The sequence below is a fragment of the Pantoea sp. AN62 genome, from assembly GCF_050432985.1.
GTDB lineage: Bacteria > Pseudomonadota > Gammaproteobacteria > Enterobacterales > Enterobacteriaceae > Pantoea > Pantoea brenneri.
In genome coordinates this window covers 1-16,475 of the sequence record NZ_JBNPYB010000019.1, presented here as the reverse complement: position 1 = coordinate 16,475, position 16,475 = coordinate 1, and the positions used below count along the sequence as shown (strand labels likewise).

The window sequence follows — 16,475 nt, the reverse complement described above, 5'->3', positions numbered from 1 at the left end:
ATTATTTCTCTGCACGCTTATCCCAGCATAACTTTCTCAGGACTACGGGCAGGTTAACCATGAACGATCGACCGCCTGAAAAACCGGAGGCAGGGGAAAATGACCAGCGACTCAGGCTGGCGGAAGAGCAGCTTGAGATTTCGAAGCAGCAGGTCAGTGACGGCCATGTCCGGGTTACCCGGCGGGTGACGGAGCATGAAGAAAAAATCGCCCTGTTACTCAGGCAGCAGACAGCCGAAATAGAGCGAGTCCCTAAATCGGAACGGCTGACGTCAATGCCGGAAATCCGCGAAGAAAACGGCGTGATCATCATTCCTGTGGTTGAAGAGGAAGTTGAGATTATCCGCCGGCTGGTGCTGAAAGAGGAACTGCATATCCGCAAAGTGGTTAACCAGGTTCCGCTGGAACAGGTGGTCACCCTGAAAAAACAGCACGCTCAGATAGACAGACATCAGCAACCAAAACAGTCTGAACCCATCACCGAGGAGAAAACTATGGCGCGTGAAACAATCGTAACGATGTTCAGCAATGTCTCACTGGCAGAAGGCGCAAAGCGCAACCTGATCAAAGCGGGCTTCCTGGACGATGACATTGATATTATTTCCGGAGAGCGCCTGCGTACTGAAGGTCAGGAAGCGCGTCATCCTGGCTTCTGGCAGCGTCTGTTCGGCAATACGCTGGAAGAAGATCAGGCAGAAGTCTATGAAGATGCGATGCGGACTGGCGGCGTGGTGCTGTCGCTGCGTGCAGATGAAGATCAGTTGCCGCGGGCACTGGGCATTCTTGATGCACATGAAGAGCTCACCGAGCGCAGCGCCGCCCTGCCGGAAGATTACGCCGCCGATGATGGCCTGACCACCGCACCGGGTGCCTCGCTGAATCAACCGACGCCGGGCAGCGATCTCACCGGCAATCCGGCCCATAGCGCGACCGTACGTCCTTCGCTGACCGGCGATGAAAGTGAAGAAGACGTGCTGCGTCTGGCCGAAGAGCGACTGGAAGTGGGAAAACGCCTGGTCAGCGAAGGCTCAACCCGGGTACGCCGCTACACGGTCACCGATCAGGTGTCAGAAAATGTGTCGCTGCGTGAGCAGCATGCGGAGATTTTCCGCCGTCCGCTGAGCGAAACCGGCGCGCCGGATCAGGTCGACTGGTCGGAAAAAACCATCGAAGTTGAAGAGACCCATGAACAACCGGTGGTGAATAAAACCGCGCAAATCATTGAAGAAGTGGTGTTGCGTAAAGAGCAAAGCGATCGGGTTGAAACCATCAATGACTCGGTACGTCGCCAGGAAGTGGATATTGACCGTGCCAGCACGGATAACGTGGCCGGCAACCGCACTGCGACCGATCCGCTGCTCGACGCTACGCAGCAGGCCCGCACCGGTCACGACAGTCCGGCTGTATCGCCGGGTGGCCTCTCTGGCCGGGATCCAGCGCATAAAGAGGGCGTAATCGAGAAGGCAGGCGATAAAATTGCCGAAGCCAAAGATAAGGTTGAAGACAAATTCAAAAAGCCATAAGGCTGCGGCTGTATCCGGCTTAATCCACTGCCCGTATTAGTGAATACGGGCATTTTTTTGCCTTCAGCGCAGCGGGGCGTTAACCCGCAACGCGTCCAGTTCGCGCATGACGACAAAAATTACCCCGCGATAGCATCTGGCCTCGCGCCCGTTCAGCAAGGCTGGCAGGCTCACTAAGCTATTCTGGCTGTTGTATTTTCCGGCAGCCGCTGATCTGATTTCAGACAGTTCTTTGCCATGAGGAAAGCTTGTCTGCCTGCACCCACTCTTCCCTTACCAATAAAGCGTTCCGGTGGTGTCTGCAATCTGCAGGTGTGCCAGCTATACATATGCTTTGCATCTGCATATACTTTGCCTATGCTTGGGGTGCTTGCTGGTATTGATGCACCCGCTTTGTACAGCATTTACTCTATGGGAGAAAAATCATGCGAACCGTATCAGTATTTAAAAATGGCAATAATCGCGCCATCCGTTTGCCGCGTGATATGGACTTTGAGGGGGTGAGCGAACTGGAGATCATCCGTGAAGGCGACAGCATCATTCTTCGCCCGGTACGTCCAACATGGGGCTCATTTATTCAGGAAGAGAAAGCGGACCCTGACTTTATGACAGAGCGTGAAGACGTTATCAGTGATGAAGGCCGCGTTGACTTATGAGTAAGACTTACATGCTGGACACCTGCATCTGTTCGTTCATTATGCGCGAGCAGCCGGAAGCGGTGATCAGACGTCTGGAGCAGGCGGTGCTGCGTAATCATCGTATCGTGGTATCGGCGATTACCTATGCCGAAATGCGTTTCGGGGCGATCGGGAAAAACGCTTCTCCGCGCCATGGAAAGCTGGTTGATGCCTTCTGCGCCCGCCTTGATGCAATCCTGCCGTGGGATCGGGCAGCGGTGGACGCCACTGCGGAAATTAAAGCGGCACTGGCTTCGGCCGGAACGCCAATCGGCCCTAACGATACCGCCATTGCCGGACACGCGATTGCGACAGGGGCCATTCTGGTGACCAATAATGTCAGGGAGTTTGAGCGGGTACCGGGCCTGGTGTTCGAAGACTGGGTGAAGTAAGCATGGGTTTTCCAGCCCGCTATTTAATCGCTCCGTGGATAAATAGCGGGCTTTATCCGGCTCAGTCTGCTGGCCAACCTGATCAATACAATAATTGGTTTGCTCTTAGCGCAGCGGGGCGTTAACCCGCAACGCGTCCAGTTCGCGCGCATCGTGACTGCAGAAAAAGGTGATCTCGCCGCCACGCTGGCAGGAAAGTTCGCGCAGCCGCTGCTGATTATGCCGGCGTGCCGCGTTATCCATCGCCATCATCCACTGGTAAAAACGCAGCCCCGGCGTGCAGTGGCGCGTCGGCTGGCGCATTTCACCGCGATAAAACCAGGCGTCACCGCCGTGCAACAGCCAGCCATCAGGTTGCTGAATCGCGATACCGGCATGGCCAGGCGTATGTCCCGCCAGCGGCACCAGCAAAATTTCCGGCGGCAGATCGCGCAATCCGTGCACTGCCTCAAAGCCAAACCACTTTTCCCCCTGCGGCTGATAGGTTTCCCAGTTGCTGATCCCGCCCCACTGGCCGGGACGATAGCGCTCACGCGACAGCCAGCTATGCCGCTGATGAGCAGTATCAACCTCTTGCTGAAGCAGATGAATGCGCGCCTGCGGGAAGTCCGTTAAGCCGCCAGCGTGATCAAAATCGAGATGGGTCAGAATAATGTGGCGCACATCCTCAGCCCTGAAACCCAGCGCGGTAATCTGTGCCAGCGCGGTCAGCTCATCGCGGCGCTGAATGTTATTCATGGCGCGGAAAAAACCGGACAAGCGGCTGCCGGGTGCCCGCATATCCTGACGGCCAAACCCGGTATCGACCAGCACCAGACCTTCGCGGTCGGTCTCAATCAGCAGGCAGTGGCACACCAGCTGGGCCGTCAGGCCTTTGCTGAATCCGTCATAGAGCGCGCCGCCCAGCGGGCACATACAGCCACAGTTGAGGTGGTGAATTTTCATCTGGCCTCCATAAGGTCAATACACAAGATACGACGCGGCCCGGCCAGCCTGGCGCGTGGCACGTCTGTCTGGCTTTAGAGTGTAGAAAGGGATGACGCAGTAGGCGGAGCGGTGCAGCGGATAACCGGGCAAAATTGCCGGTTATCCGCCAGAAATCTGTGATTTAGCGGTGGAACAGCGGGAATGCGCCGGTCAGGAGACCGCCAGCTATCAGCACCAGGCTGACCAGAATCCCCCACTTAATCGCAAAGCGCTGGTGATCGCCGATATCAACTTTCGCCAGTCCGACCAGCAGGTAGACCGACGGCACCAGCGGACTGAGCAGGTGGAACGGCTGTCCGACAATCGACGCGCGGGCGATTTCTTCTGCTGAAATGCCGTAACTGGCGGCGGTCTGGGCGATAACCGGCAGGATACCGAAGTAGAACGCGTCATTGGACATGAAGAAGGTGAAGGGCAGGCTGACCAGCGCAGTGAATAGCGCCAGATAAGGCCCAAAGCTGTGCGGGATCACCGCCAGCAGGCTCTTCGCCATCGCATCGACCATGCCGGTGCCGGAGAGAATGCCGGTGAACACGCCAGCGGCAAAAATCAGCGCGGTGACTGCCAGCACGTTACCGGCATGGGCACCAATACGCGCTTTCTGCTCTTCCAGCGACGGATAGTTGAGCATCACCGCAACCGCAAACGCCAGCATGAACAGGATCTGGATCGGCATCAAGCCAATCACCAGCAGCACCAGCAGCACGGTGGTCAGGATGCAATTAGGCCAGAACATTTTCGGTCGGCGATTAGCGGCACACTCTTCGGCATCACCCAGCCCCAGTTCGATATTATCCAGATGGTGATCTTTCAGGGTCATCACGCCTAAACGCTTACGTTCACGCAGGCCAAACAGCACCGCCATCGCCACCAGGCTCATGCAGGCCATCAACATCGCGGGCAGCATCGGAATGAAGATATCGAGCGCATCAATGCGCAGTGCGGCTGCGGCGCGCGCCGTCGGTCCGCCCCACGGCGAAAGGTTCATAATACCGCTGGCCAGGTTGACCAGGCAGGTCATCGCCAGCACGTTCATGCCAAGCCGCTGATAGAGCGGTAAGAAGGCGGCGATAGCGATCATGTAGGTGGTGGAGCTGTCGCCATCCAGTGAGACCAGTAAGGTCAGCACCGCGGTACCGACCAGCACCTTGAGCGGATCGCCGCGCACGATTTTCAGGATAAAGCGCACCAGCGGATCGAACAGGCCGGCATCAATCATCAGCCCGAAATAGAGAATAGAGAAAGTGAGCATCACGCCGGTCGGGGCCAGCGTTTTGACACCGTCCAGCATCATGGTGCCCAGGCCCTGATAAAAGCCGCCAATCAGCGCAAACAGGGTCGGGATCAGGATCAGCGCAATCAAGGCTGACATGCGTTTGGTCATGATCAGATACATGAAGCAAACAACCATCGAAAATCCCAGTATGGTCAGCAAATTAATGGCCCTCGTCATGGCTAAAAAGTAATAGAAAAGTTACGTAGTGCGATAAAAACTCACGTTATACTTAGCGCATTAATGGTTAACCTGTTGTTTTAATTAACCCTGCACCTAAAGATGATAATAATTAGTTATCAGGATTTAGCATTTATTTAACAAAAAAGAGTGATCCCGATCGTTATTAAACGGTTGTTAAACGAGATTGTGTGATTGCGATCAACTGAGGCGCACGATTTACCGGCTTTTCAGGGCCAGAGAAGGCGCAAAGCAACGGGTGAGTGTCTGGATGACGGGAGAGGGAACGGCAGCATAGCTGAGCCGGAAAGCTCAGCTATCAGGTGGAGAGTAACGACGTTAACTGCCTAACAATTGCATGATCAATTCAGGCGACTTATTCGCCATTTTCATGACCGCATTCTGGCCCTGCTGAAGGATCTGACTGCGCGCCAGCTGGCTGGCTTCCTCTGCATAGTCAGCATCCTGAATCCGACTGCGGGCCGTCGAGGTATCCACGCTCTGCTGAGACAGCACCGTGCGGTTGGACTCATAGCGATTTATTTTCGCGCCATAGGTCGACTGATAGCGGCTGACTTTGTCCAGCGCGCTATCCAGCGCGTGCATGGTGCTGCTGATATCACCCGGTGTCAGCAGAGTAGTGTTATTCAGCCCGAGCGCTTTGGTATCCGACGGCGTAGCCGGAATATGATCAGACTGTATCGGCTGACCGAAGTCGGCGCTGGTGATCACTTCTAATGGCTCGCTCTGATGCGGCGGCGTAACCGGACTCGCTTTTGGCTCAGGCAGATTTCCCCAGGTCAGGTTACTGGTGAATGAACCATTGCCGACCACCACCACAATCAGATCTTCGCTGACGGTATCCAGCGTAATGCGCTCCAGCCGGGTGCCGGTATTGGTGCCGTTGTTGAAATCGCCGCTGGCGACATCTTCATAGCGATCGCCGTCACCACTGTAGGTGATATTCATCCCGTTATAGCTGCCACTGTTACTGCCAGCCAGCGACCAGCTGGCTCCGCCTTCCAGCAGCTGCGAACCGTCATAGGCCGCGCCGCTGGCGAAGCCGTTGTTACTGGTCAGCAGGCGAGACTGCGCGGTGGCGTCATCGGTGATGCCTTTACTCATCCAGGTATAATCGGGCGCGCTGCCGTCAATCGGGGTGCCGGCCAGATGCTTACCGTCGCGGGTAAACAGCTGCAGATCATCATCCTGACCCAGTGAGTCAATGGAGATGGTGATGGCGGTCGAGCCGGCCGGGATATAGGCCAGCGGGATCACCCCGGAAGTAAACGAATAGCTCTTTCCCGCAACCGGGAATTTGGTGTTGATCGGCTGGACGTTGCCGAGCAGCGCTGGCGGCAGGTCCGGATCGTTAGTGGCTAACGGGTATTTACCGAAAATCTCCGTCTGGTCGGCAATCTGGTTAATGCCGGCCAGAATCTGCTGGTATTCGCCGTTGACGCTCTGGCGGTCGGCATCCGACAGCGTACCGGTCGCGGCCTGGATAGAGAGCGTTTTAGCCCGAATCAACAGGTCCGCTATGCTGCCCAGGCCACCGCCTGCCGTCTGGGCATAGCTGATGGCATCGTTCAGGCCGCGGGCGACCACACTATCGGCGCCAATGTTGGCCGTCATGCGGTTGGCAATCGCCTGGCCCGCTGCATCGTCTTTGGCACTGTTTATCCGCATCCCTGATGATAACCGTTCAATCGTTCTTCCCAGAACTGACTCAGTGCTGTACCGCATATTGTTCGTAAATGCGGCGGTTTCGTTATGGTTGATCGTTAACATAGTCGCTTCGAACAGGGAGTAGGGTCTGTGTTTTATCGGCATGACGATTAGCAGCTTTAACCTGCGAAGACGCATATTGTGGCTGTTATAGCGGTCGTACGGGCAAGTGGCTGAAGGCAGTGGGCTTTTTTGATAAAAAAATTTAACGATTCAGCAAGGGGAAAGCCTGCTACGCGCGGGCGCAGCAGGGGAGGGCGATGCGGCAATCAGTTAAACACCATGCCGCCGTCAATCAGTAACGCCTGTCCGGTCATGTAATCGGAGTCGGGACCGGCGAGGTAGGCGACACAGGCCGCCACATCTTCCGGCTCGGAGAGGCGTCCAAGGGTGATGCGTTTGGCAAACTCACGGGTGCCATAACCGGCGGGCTGACCGGCCGCATCGGAGATCTGCCGGTCAATCTCATCCCACATCGGTGTTCTGACAATGCCAGGGCAGTAGGCGTTAACCGTGATGCCTGACGGAGCCAGGTCTCGGGCCGCTGTCTGGGTCAGGCCCCGTACCGCGAACTTACTGGAGCTGTAAACGGCCAGTTCCGGGTTACCGACATGGCCAGCCTGTGAACAGGCGTTGATGATTTTACCGCCGTGTCCTTCCGCGGCGAACGCCTTGATGGCGGCCTGCATGCCCCAGATCACCCCTTTCACGTTGACGTTGTAGACTTTATCCACCACCTCTTCGGTGATCCCGGCGATCGGTGTGGAGGGCGCGATGCCGGCATTATTGACGATGACATCGAAGCCGCCCAGCGCCTGACGAGCCTCCTCAACCGCATGCATCACCTGATCACGCTGGGAGACATCAACTTTCAGCGCCACCGCTTTACCGCCACTCTGAATGATCTTTTCTGCCACCTGGTGGGCAGTGTCAGGATTGAAATCGGCCACGGCCACGGCAAAACCGTCCCGGGCCAGCCGCAGGGCGATAGCTTCACCTATTCCCTGTCCTGCACCGGTAACAAACGCTACGTTGGTTTTCATCATCATATCCTTTCAGGTTGAAATTAAAGAAGCTGGCTCAGATGCAGCTGGCCCATCAGCAGAGGGTTGTCGGCATAATCGACCGGTACCGCCACCACGGCAGGGCCCTGAACATCCATCGCCTTACGCAGGGTCGGTTCAAGTTCTGCCGCACTGTTGACTGCAAAACCGGCGGCACCAAACGCTTCGGCGTAGACTTTGAAATCGATCGGGCCAAAATTCACCCCGGAGACGCGCTGGTATTTTTTCTGTTCCTGCATCGCCACCATGTTGTAGGCGTTGTCGACCCAGACAATGTGCAGAATATTGGCTTGCAGCCGTACCGCGGTTTCCAGCTCCATGCTGGACTGCAGGAAACCGCCGTCGCCCGATACCGACACCACTTTGCGCTGCGGGTCGACCAGCCAGGCACCAATCGCCCACGGCAGCGCCACGCCCATGGTCTGCTGACCGTTGGAGATCATGATCTGGCGGGCGCGGAAGCTGTAGAGATAGCGGGCGATCCAGATGTGGAAGCTGCCCATATCGACGGTCAGGCTGACGTCACTGTTAATGATGTCCTGCATGGCGCGCACGATGCGTAACGGGTGCAGAGCAAACTGATTAAGGCTGGCACCCTGCATCGCCAGTAATTTGCGCTGATGTTGCCGATCTTCCAGCACGCTGGCCGCTTCCGGGCTGAGCTGAAGCGGTGCCGTGATCCGGCTTGCCAGTTACTCTTGTTTTTATGTATTTAGAGTTAAACTCTACTTTTCTATTTTTAGAATTCAAGCTATTCATCGTAATTGAGAGATATCCTTTTAATGTTCAGCAAGCCTGTTAAAAGCACTTTATCTGAACCGCGTTTTGCCTAAATCCTGCTCAATATATACTCTCCCTGAGTTCTGAAATCCTCAAATTCCCCAATCTTAAAGCATTGATACATAGATGATGTCAGATAATGCGCAATCATCTCACCGCCAATATGGATCCGTTCCGGGTGTGAGTATGTCGCCTGTATAGCCCTTTGTTCATTCATCATTACAGGAATTGTCTGCAACAAATCCCCATCCAGGATTTGGCACTCAGGTTTTACTCCTGTTCCGTATTGTAATTGCTCTGATTCGAAATCATGGACTGAGCGATAGGCGAACGAAACGATATTTCCTGTTTCCTCGCAAATTGCGAACTGATAAACACTGGTTGTCACCGTTGAAGAAGAGGGAATTGCATGGTCATGCTTGTATTGTTTCCACAGCCTCCTTAGACAGGCCGATGTATGATAATTGAGATTTTGTATACCTGATACGACCATTCTGGTTGATGCTTCAAGCAACCAGGTGTTAGAAAATCCACCTGCCCCCGTACCTGCTATGATGGTTCTTAGCTGGGGGATGTAACCTGCTTTGGAAACAAAAGATAACGGCTCCCCATTATCGGTGACGGCAAGGGTATCTGTTACAATCAGTGCTTGTGCTTCGTCTGTATAAAATATCAGTGATGACATATTTTCCTCATCCAGAAAAGACATTACATGAATCACAGAACAGGTCACTACAACCACGTGAAAGGGAGTCAGACCATTTTCCAGAGGTAAATATATTCTTGTGTTTGGACGCGTTGCGGTTCTCTGTAAAAAATATATAGCACAAACAAAAGTCCCCGCAGGGATAAATATAGTTATATGCGCTTTTTCTGCTGGCTTTTACAATTGAAAGTGACAGGTAAACGAAATGTGTTACAGGTTTCTTTTGCTTTTCGTTGGGTTCTGTATATGCGAATTTACCCTGTGTGTTATTTTTGCAATGGACTCAGGCTGTATTCAATCAATTAAGGTTTACTTCTGGCATTAAGATGTATCCGTTGCCTGTTTTTTAAGGGCACGGTTTGTGCCGGGAAATGAAAATCACATCTTAAGTTCTTCACTCAAAGGATTTGTGATGTTTATCACGTATGGTCCGGGTAACGTGTTGAGGTCAATGTATTGCATCGTGATGGTGTCGTTACATCTTTTACTTTCCTCCTGATTTGCATATTCACTCCCGGCAACCTGGTTGTTTGTTTTTTCTTCTTCCGGATTTATAGTGTAGGCATGAGGTGGCGTTTCAGGGCGACAGACTGTGAGGATAATCACTAACATTCATGCGCGTTATGGGCGTGTCAGCAAACTGGATGCAACAGAGCCGAAACTGAAATTTGAACCCGGATTTCTGTATGCTGAAATACCTTATATTAGCGGCATCCAGAATCGAAAACTGAGCCGATATGTACACTTTTATCTTATGGATAAAGCTATCCTGCAGGCCAGGGATTTAAAGCCTTTAGCCCGGGCATTTTTACGCTGGATAAGGTGGCTGGAGGATAACGGACTTGACCCTTTCACCCCGGGAACGTTGAAATACCAAAGCCCTACATATGGCTTCAGGGAGTATCTTCTGGGGGCCGTAAGGCAGGGGCGCATCGCCTCATCCACCGCGGCGGTGTACATCAGCGTTATCCGACGGTTTTACGTATTTCTGGGCAAGTGTGGTGAGCTGGCTGCCAGCTCATTTTTTACGTTGGTCGAAAAAGTCGTTGACGGGCGACGCAAGGTGATAAGTTCGGATCTTGCCATCAGGATAACCAGCACAACAAAAAGGACAATCAACCCACTGAATGATGCAGAGGTTCATATCCTGGATGAGGCACTGAAATCTGAGTCCGGGTTGTTCAGTTTAATGATTGTGCTGATGAAAAATTGTGGGTTACGGCTGGATGAAATGCTGACCCTGCCGTCGTCACTCTTTACTGAAGAGTACCTTGCCAGTGTCCCTGTATCTGAGTTGACCATCAGGGGGCTTCATATTGGTCCGAGATGCGGAGTTCATACGAAGTTTGGGATGACGCGAGAACTCTTCATCACCAGACGATTGTACGAGCAGGTTCTGGATTATCTGGCGGATGAGGAGTATGAAAAGAAGATCCAAAAATGGCGTGCACGACAGGGTGGGGAAGGGCGGCACGAGCCTTTATTTTTAATGGCAAACGGGAAACGGATGTCTGAAAAAGCCTTTTACTCCCGCTGGTACAGTTTTCGCCATCGCCTGGCCCGGTCTGCTCCGGGAAATGTGTTCAGACATAAACCCCATGATTTGCGGGCAACGTTTGCGACCCATTTTTTACGCTCGGCACTGAGTTGCTATCCCGATCAGGCCGCAAATGCGCTGGGTACAGTAAAATACTGGATGGGCCATAAAAGCGAAAATACGACGATGAAATACATCGTCTTTCTTCAGCAAAACCAGATTTCTGATGCAGTCGCCGGGGTCATGGACGCATTGATTGACGGTGCTGCAGGTCGCGATGGAGCCATATATGAGCCGGAGTGAAACGCAGATAACGTGGATGGCCGAAAATGTGCTGTCATGGGAGACGGTCAGCGGACACATCACTCAGCGGGATCTGAACCGATATTATTTACTTGACGTTTATCTTCAGGCTCATTTTTCAGATTATGTGTTGCTCCCCGGATGGTTTAGTGAACATTCGCATCTTGCCCGCCCTGAAAAACGCGATTTTATTGCCTCTCTGAAACGATTTCTTCTGTCTTACCGTCCCGCCGGAAGGTTAACCATTTTCCGTTATCTCAATATGTTTTTTATATGGCAGTCAGTCAATCAGTATGACTATGGCACGGCTGAAGGCGTTGAAATGTATATTAAACATCTCATGAACGATATTCGTCGGCGAAAAATTTCAGTCAGGATGGCAAGACACTACTTGTCCGTGGTCAACCGGTTTTTGCTTACGGGCGGGCAGATTCAGAGGCGGTATGAATATGAATTCTTACCGAAAGGAACGTATCAGCAGCAGGGAAGGGATAGCTATACCAGGAATGAACTTTCCGAGATCCTGAGGCAGTTGTCATCCATGAATGAGTTCCTTGCGGGATGTATCCGGGAGCATATCGCTAAATCGGAAAAAGGGGTGCGGCATTTCTCACCGTCTTTGCTGGCACCTGTTTATGAAGCGTATTTCCGGTATCCGGGAGAGAACGGGGTCAGCAGGGCAGAGATCATCATCAGGGACGTTCTGGAAAATTACTTTCTTACTTCTTTTTTTCTGTTCTGTTACCACACATGGGGAAACACCTCTCAGGTTCTGGGTCTGACGCGGGATGATATACATCTGGATGAAAAGGGTATCAGCACTGATTATGTTTATAAGGGGAGAGCGAATAAGTATATACGTCTGACGATAGGTAAATCGGAGTATGTGACCAAACGTGCGGGCTATTACTGGTTTCTGTCTTTTATCAGGCTCAGGGACGACATCGTTAACTATCTGGTTTCCGCAGATAACTTCCCTCCGGTACAGGCGCTGTTTCTGAGTGAGCCGCAGGTGAAATTCCGTAAGCTTTATTCTCTTAATCCCAGTCATCTGACTAAATTTTCTAACTCTGAGGGGGCGTGGGCCACGATGCGGCAGCTTAATCCCTCGCTTCCATCAATTACCGTTTCTGGCTTGCGCAAAACGTCTGAGCAGTATACGGACAGAACATTAAAGAATGGTCTGATTACGGCGGAAAAAGCACAGCATAACTGGGGCACTTACAGGCGGAATTATGCTGCAGGTAACCCACAGGGGGCGAAGGAAAACTTCAGTGCTGCACTTGATACGCTTATGAATCAGGGGATTGCGACACGTGCGTTATCCGAGCGGGTAAAAGTTGCTGATGAGCTGGGGATCGATCTGCGTGGAAGCGATGAGGGTGTGGATCTTTTATTGAATGGCCTGGGATGTCGATCGCAGGAGCCGCCTACAGATATTGAATTGCGCTTTATAAAAAAGCAAAAACGATTTGGCCGGACACCAAAGGCTTGTGCGGATTTTTCTCATTGTGTCGAATGTTCAAAAAGTTGCGTTGTGGAAACGCTGGAGTCTGTATGGCTCCTGCTGTCATTCAGGCATGCTATCGAGTATGGAAAACCGTTGTACATCGGTTCGGTCAATGCTGTGGAGCGTTATGAAACGTTACTCCTGAAGATTGATTTACGGCTTGGGCTGGTAGATGAGGCGACCCTGAAAAAAGCGCGCGTTAAACTTCAGCGAGAAGGTGTGGCTCCGGTATGGCAGATTTGAAGAAAAAAGAGGTAAGCCGTAGTCGAATGGCGGAGTTTCCTGCCGGAACGCCGCTTCGTTCAGGGGATGAGTTTCCGACTGAGGATATCATCTGTGAGGCACTAGAAAACAAAAGCTTTGAACGTCTGAATAACTGCCTGGTTATCGCCAGCTCAGATGAACATGATATGCGTTTTATCAATGAGGAGACGCTGAATATTTATTTCAGGGATGATGTCTGGACCAATCGCTATGTCAGAACCCATATTGGTGAAACGTTAAGAACCGTTAATTTTTCAGGCATACGGGATCCTGAACTGCGTCTTGAAGCCAAAATCATCTCAGCCAGCCTGCTCTGGATTGTCGGCAGGACCGCGAAGACGCAGTCCCTGATCCGGAAATGTGCAAACATTGTGGCGGGAGCCCGTATTATTGAGTCTATGGGGTATCGCAGTCTGTTTCAGCTTCGTTTTCCGCTTGTCCGGAATGCTTTCATTGTAAAGATGAAGGAGGAGGATGAGCACGGCAGGAAGCGTTCTGAAAGAACATTACGTAATTACTTTATGGACCTGGCGGATATCTCGCTGACAGGTCATACCCGTCTTCGAAAATACGGTTACTTTCCTGATATTAGCTTCGACAGTTACAACAGTGTGGATGATTCAAACCAGACATATTGTATGCCTTTCAGTCTTATGATGTCTGTCTGGGAAGGGCTGATTACTGAACTGGATGCTGAAATCAGTGATTTCGATTTTGACGGGTTTTCCCGGCTGTGCGCTATCATAAACGGTTTTTATGATTCGCCTTACTATACGTCGATGCTGGAAGCCCGTAAAAGAGGGACAGCAAAAAGCATACCGGATTACCGGGCCGCGTATTACTACAATATTGTTGCCGGGGAAATTCGGGCGCTTTTCGCGACACTTGGCCCCGGGATGCAGGGCTGGTTCTCGGTACATAAAAATAAGCGCTGGAGATCTGATTTTATTGGCGTTGATCACATAAAGCTGAACACCTGGCATTTTGAGCTGACGTTAAAAGTCATGAATGTGATACAGGCCATGTCGGGGATGAGACACAGCGAAGTGCTTGGCGTGATGCACGGTTCACTGATTTATGATGGTGATATCCTGGGACTTCGTTCGGTGTTGCATAAGTTCGCCCCGGAAGGTGGAAGTCACGAAGACTGGGTTGTTTGTCGCTATGTGGAAAAGCCTTTTCAGCATTTACGCAGAATTAATCAAATCATGACAGGCCTGGACGGGAAGACGCTGGACAATGTTCCATTGTCTTTAAATATCAGGTCGTGGTTCTCGGAGCAAAAACTCTCTTTTATGGGGACGCAGCGCCAGACTGAGTGGGCAAAGAAATTTGTGAAAAGACACCATCTGTTCATCCGACGTGACCATATTGATGAGTTCAGGCTTTTAAATCCAAACATACGTGATGATGAACGCGTTGCGATGGAGATTCGGGAGGGGGCTTTCTGGCCATTGCGAACCCATCAGTTTCGCCGTTCACTTGCTGTACACCTCAGGCGTCTTGATCTGATTTCTACTAATGATCTTATCCGGCAGTTTAAGCACTTAATCAGAGGCATGACGGAGTGGTATATGTCCGGTGCACTCAACGCTTCGCATTTTAGCCGGGCGATCCCTCAGGCATTCGCTGCCGAGATTGAGAGGGTTGATACCGAACTCTCAGCTTCCAGGGCTGTTTCTTATCAGCATGAAGGCCTGCTTTATGGCGAAGGCGGGAAGTTACTGATGTCCCAGAGAGGTGGGCACTTACATCAGATGACGTTTCCTACACTGAAAAAAGCGATGAGCATGGCTAAACGAGGCGGGCAAAAACTGGTATCTCTTGGAAACGGTTTTTATTGCATGAATGGCCATGACTGCGAGTTTAAGGCGGTTGTTCAGTCAGCGTCCTGCAATCCGGGATGTGAGAACATGCTGGCCGGAGCTGATTCTGTTCCCGTGTGGAAACGCAGGATGGCTCATTATGACAACCTTCTGGAGATTGCCGTGCGAAATAATGCTCCTCAGGCTGACAGGGATTTTCTGATGCTTGAGAGAGATTTTTATGCAGATGCTGTCCGTTTTTTTGAAAAGGATGAATAGAGCATGACGAACGAACAGTCGGGGGTTAAAAAAACACAGGCAAGAGCAGAGCAGGCCCTGAGGGAACTGATGTTATCAGGGGAGCGTATCAGCCAGTATGCTGTGGAAAAACGAGCGGGGCTGGCAAACGGCACCCTGAATTATAACTGTCCTGAGTACAGGCAGGTCAGGGAGGCTATCCGCAGTCTGAAAAAAACGTGCCAGGGCACCGCGCCGGTTGATGAGCAGGGCATTGAGCAGCAGATCAAGCTGAAAGAAAAGTATCGCCGTCAGAGAAATGAGCTGAGGGAAGAAATCAAAAAGATGATGGCTGAAAATGTAGAGCTGTTACATAACCTTATACTTTTACAGCAGTATGTCAGGGAGCTTGAACGCAACACCGGGAGGGAGAAAGGGGACGTCATTCCGTTCTCGGGTGGTGTCAGGGACTGAGGCTATACTGAACGGAAGGACGCGAGGTGAATCGCCACAGGTTTAACAGACACCTCAGAGTCATTTAAGATGACTTAAAGAGAGGTGCCCATGAGCGGTAAGCGTTATCCTGAAGAGTTTAAAATTGAAGCAGTCAAACAGGTTGTTGATCGCGGTTATTCTGTTGCCAGCGTTGCAACGCGTCTCGATATCACCACCTACAGCCTTTACGCCTGGATAAAGAACTACGGTCCGGATTCTTCCACTAATAAAGAACAGTCAGATGCTCAGGCCGAGATCCGCCGTCTTCAGAAAGAGCTGAAGCGGGTTACCGACGAACGGGACATATTAAAAAAAGCCGCGGCGTACTTCGCAAAGCTGTCCGACTGAGGTACGCCTTTATTCGTGACAACACCTATTGCTGGCCTGTTCGCCTGCTCTGTCGGGTGCTGGATGAACATCCCAGTGGTTTTTACGCCTGGCTTCAGCAGCCGCATTCACAACGCCATCAGGCAGACCTGAGACTGACAGGACAGATTAAACAGTTCTGGCTGGAATCGGGATGCGTCTATGGTTATCGCAAAATCCATCTGGATCTGCGGGACAGCGGGCAACAGTGCGGAGTGAACAGAGTCTGGCGACTGATGAAACGTGTCGGGATAAAGGCTCAGGTCGGATACCGGAGCCCGAGGGCATGTAAAGGCGAGGCCAGTATCGTGTCGCCCAACAAGCTCCAGCGACAGTTCAATCCGGATGCTCCGGATGAGCGTTGGGTAATCACAGCGTGGTTTCCTCAAACCCTCGCTGTGAATTAACTGAAATACTTCATTGAAGCTGTAACCAAACAGTTAACTGAAAGAATGAGCCCGCAGAGCATTGCACAGCGATGACACCATTTGTTGAGCTTCACCGTTTTCGCATACAACCGTCCGGAATTTGGAAAAGCACTGTCTTTTTGTACGTAAGCGTACAGCGTGAACCGTCTGGTCATAATCTGAAGCATCCGACAAAGTGGTGTCCACCAAATAAGTAGTGGGAACCAAAGTGTCAGATATG

The 16,475-nt window shown here is 51.9% G+C and carries 12 protein-coding genes and 2 pseudogenes; 8 read left to right on the top strand and 6 right to left on the bottom strand.

From position 1 onward, the window contains the following. Nucleotides 1–59 precede the first annotated feature (59 nt). The 3 genes from FHW04_RS20050 to FHW04_RS20040 all read left to right on the top strand — a co-directional run bounded on the left by FHW04_RS20050 (nucleotide 60) and on the right by FHW04_RS20040 (nucleotide 2,592). Nucleotides 60–1,523 (top strand): YsnF/AvaK domain-containing protein, encoded by a 1,464-nt coding sequence (locus FHW04_RS20050; RefSeq protein WP_089562170.1) that lies wholly within the window; start codon nucleotides 60–62, stop codon nucleotides 1,521–1,523. Between the two features lie 425 nt (nucleotides 1,524–1,948). After that, a complete protein-coding gene (gene vapB / locus FHW04_RS20045) occupies nucleotides 1,949–2,179 on the top strand; it encodes a type II toxin-antitoxin system VapB family antitoxin (RefSeq protein ID WP_031378187.1) in 231 nt (76 codons plus the stop codon). Next, the gene (locus FHW04_RS20040) at nucleotides 2,176–2,592 is read left to right on the top strand and encodes a type II toxin-antitoxin system VapC family toxin (protein WP_031378188.1); all 417 of its coding nucleotides are present in this window, start codon (nucleotides 2,176–2,178) and stop codon (nucleotides 2,590–2,592) included. The genes vapB and FHW04_RS20040 overlap by 4 nt, the downstream gene beginning before the upstream one ends. Before the next feature lie 105 nt (nucleotides 2,593–2,697). Here the strand turns inward: FHW04_RS20040 and FHW04_RS20035 are convergent, their stop codons facing one another. The 6 genes and pseudogenes from FHW04_RS20035 to FHW04_RS20010 all read right to left on the bottom strand — a co-directional run bounded on the left by FHW04_RS20035 (nucleotide 2,698) and on the right by FHW04_RS20010 (nucleotide 9,289). Continuing rightward, nucleotides 2,698–3,537, bottom strand: a complete 840-nt coding sequence (locus FHW04_RS20035) for an MBL fold metallo-hydrolase (RefSeq protein ID WP_089562169.1) — start codon at nucleotides 3,535–3,537, stop codon at nucleotides 2,698–2,700. Nucleotides 3,538–3,700: 163 nt separating this feature from the next. Next, a complete protein-coding gene (locus FHW04_RS20030) occupies nucleotides 3,701–5,014 on the bottom strand; it encodes a CitMHS family transporter (RefSeq protein ID WP_089562168.1) in 1,314 nt (437 codons plus the stop codon). Nucleotides 5,015–5,371: 357 nt separating this feature from the next. Further along, nucleotides 5,372–6,823, bottom strand: coding sequence for a flagellin (locus FHW04_RS20025; protein WP_089562167.1), 1,452 nt, complete (start codon nucleotides 6,821–6,823; stop codon nucleotides 5,372–5,374). A gap of 206 nt (nucleotides 6,824–7,029) precedes the next feature. Beyond that, entirely contained in the window at nucleotides 7,030–7,803 is a 774-nt protein-coding gene (locus FHW04_RS20020) for a (S)-acetoin forming diacetyl reductase (protein ID WP_031378216.1), read from the bottom strand. 23 nt (nucleotides 7,804–7,826) lie between these two features. Continuing rightward, nucleotides 7,827–8,495, bottom strand: a pseudogene (locus FHW04_RS20015) (thiamine pyrophosphate-dependent enzyme); the annotation flags it as partial. Between the two features lie 158 nt (nucleotides 8,496–8,653). Then, nucleotides 8,654–9,289, bottom strand: a complete 636-nt coding sequence (locus FHW04_RS20010; protein WP_023279901.1) for a hypothetical protein — start codon at nucleotides 9,287–9,289, stop codon at nucleotides 8,654–8,656. A gap of 613 nt (nucleotides 9,290–9,902) precedes the next feature. On the opposite strand from FHW04_RS20010, the gene FHW04_RS20005 reads away from it, so the two are divergent. The 5 genes and pseudogenes from FHW04_RS20005 to FHW04_RS19985 all read left to right on the top strand — a co-directional run. Next, the gene (locus FHW04_RS20005) at nucleotides 9,903–11,150 is read left to right on the top strand and encodes a tyrosine-type recombinase/integrase (RefSeq protein ID WP_007897923.1); all 1,248 of its coding nucleotides are present in this window, start codon (nucleotides 9,903–9,905) and stop codon (nucleotides 11,148–11,150) included. Next, complete coding sequence (locus FHW04_RS20000) at nucleotides 11,137–12,903, top strand: hypothetical protein (protein WP_007897920.1); 1,767 nt, start codon at nucleotides 11,137–11,139, stop codon at nucleotides 12,901–12,903. The genes FHW04_RS20005 and FHW04_RS20000 overlap by 14 nt, the downstream gene beginning before the upstream one ends. After that, nucleotides 12,891–15,008, top strand: a complete 2,118-nt coding sequence (locus tag FHW04_RS19995) for a hypothetical protein (RefSeq protein WP_017384059.1) — start codon at nucleotides 12,891–12,893, stop codon at nucleotides 15,006–15,008. Before FHW04_RS20000 ends, FHW04_RS19995 begins: the two co-directional genes overlap by 13 nt. 3 nt (nucleotides 15,009–15,011) lie before the next feature. Then, nucleotides 15,012–15,440 carry a hypothetical protein gene (locus tag FHW04_RS19990; protein ID WP_017384060.1) on the top strand — a complete coding sequence of 143 codons (429 nt, stop codon included), beginning with the start codon at nucleotides 15,012–15,014 and terminating at the stop codon, nucleotides 15,438–15,440. A gap of 90 nt (nucleotides 15,441–15,530) precedes the next feature. Continuing rightward, nucleotides 15,531–16,219: pseudogene (locus FHW04_RS19985) on the top strand (IS3 family transposase); the annotation flags it as partial. Nucleotides 16,220–16,475: the final 256 nt, after the last annotated feature.

What these genes read in the sequence shown, in the direction of transcription:
- FHW04_RS20010 (WP_023279901.1), bottom strand. Translation starts at nt 9,289, where the DNA reads ATGTCATCACTGATATTTTATACAGACGAAGCACAAGCACTGATTGTA.
- FHW04_RS20000 (WP_007897920.1), top strand. Translation starts at nt 11,137, where the DNA reads ATGAGCCGGAGTGAAACGCAGATAACGTGGATGGCCGAAAATGTGCTG.
- FHW04_RS19995 (WP_017384059.1), top strand. Translation starts at nt 12,891, where the DNA reads ATGGCAGATTTGAAGAAAAAAGAGGTAAGCCGTAGTCGAATGGCGGAG.
- FHW04_RS20035 (WP_089562169.1), bottom strand. Translation starts at nt 3,537, where the DNA reads ATGAAAATTCACCACCTCAACTGTGGCTGTATGTGCCCGCTGGGCGGC.
- FHW04_RS19990 (WP_017384060.1), top strand. Translation starts at nt 15,012, where the DNA reads ATGACGAACGAACAGTCGGGGGTTAAAAAAACACAGGCAAGAGCAGAG.
- FHW04_RS20050 (WP_089562170.1), top strand. Translation starts at nt 60, where the DNA reads ATGAACGATCGACCGCCTGAAAAACCGGAGGCAGGGGAAAATGACCAG.
- vapB (WP_031378187.1), top strand. Translation starts at nt 1,949, where the DNA reads ATGCGAACCGTATCAGTATTTAAAAATGGCAATAATCGCGCCATCCGT.
- FHW04_RS20025 (WP_089562167.1), bottom strand. Translation starts at nt 6,823, where the DNA reads ATGTTAACGATCAACCATAACGAAACCGCCGCATTTACGAACAATATG.
- FHW04_RS20040 (WP_031378188.1), top strand. Translation starts at nt 2,176, where the DNA reads ATGAGTAAGACTTACATGCTGGACACCTGCATCTGTTCGTTCATTATG.
- FHW04_RS20020 (WP_031378216.1), bottom strand. Translation starts at nt 7,803, where the DNA reads ATGAAAACCAACGTAGCGTTTGTTACCGGTGCAGGACAGGGAATAGGT.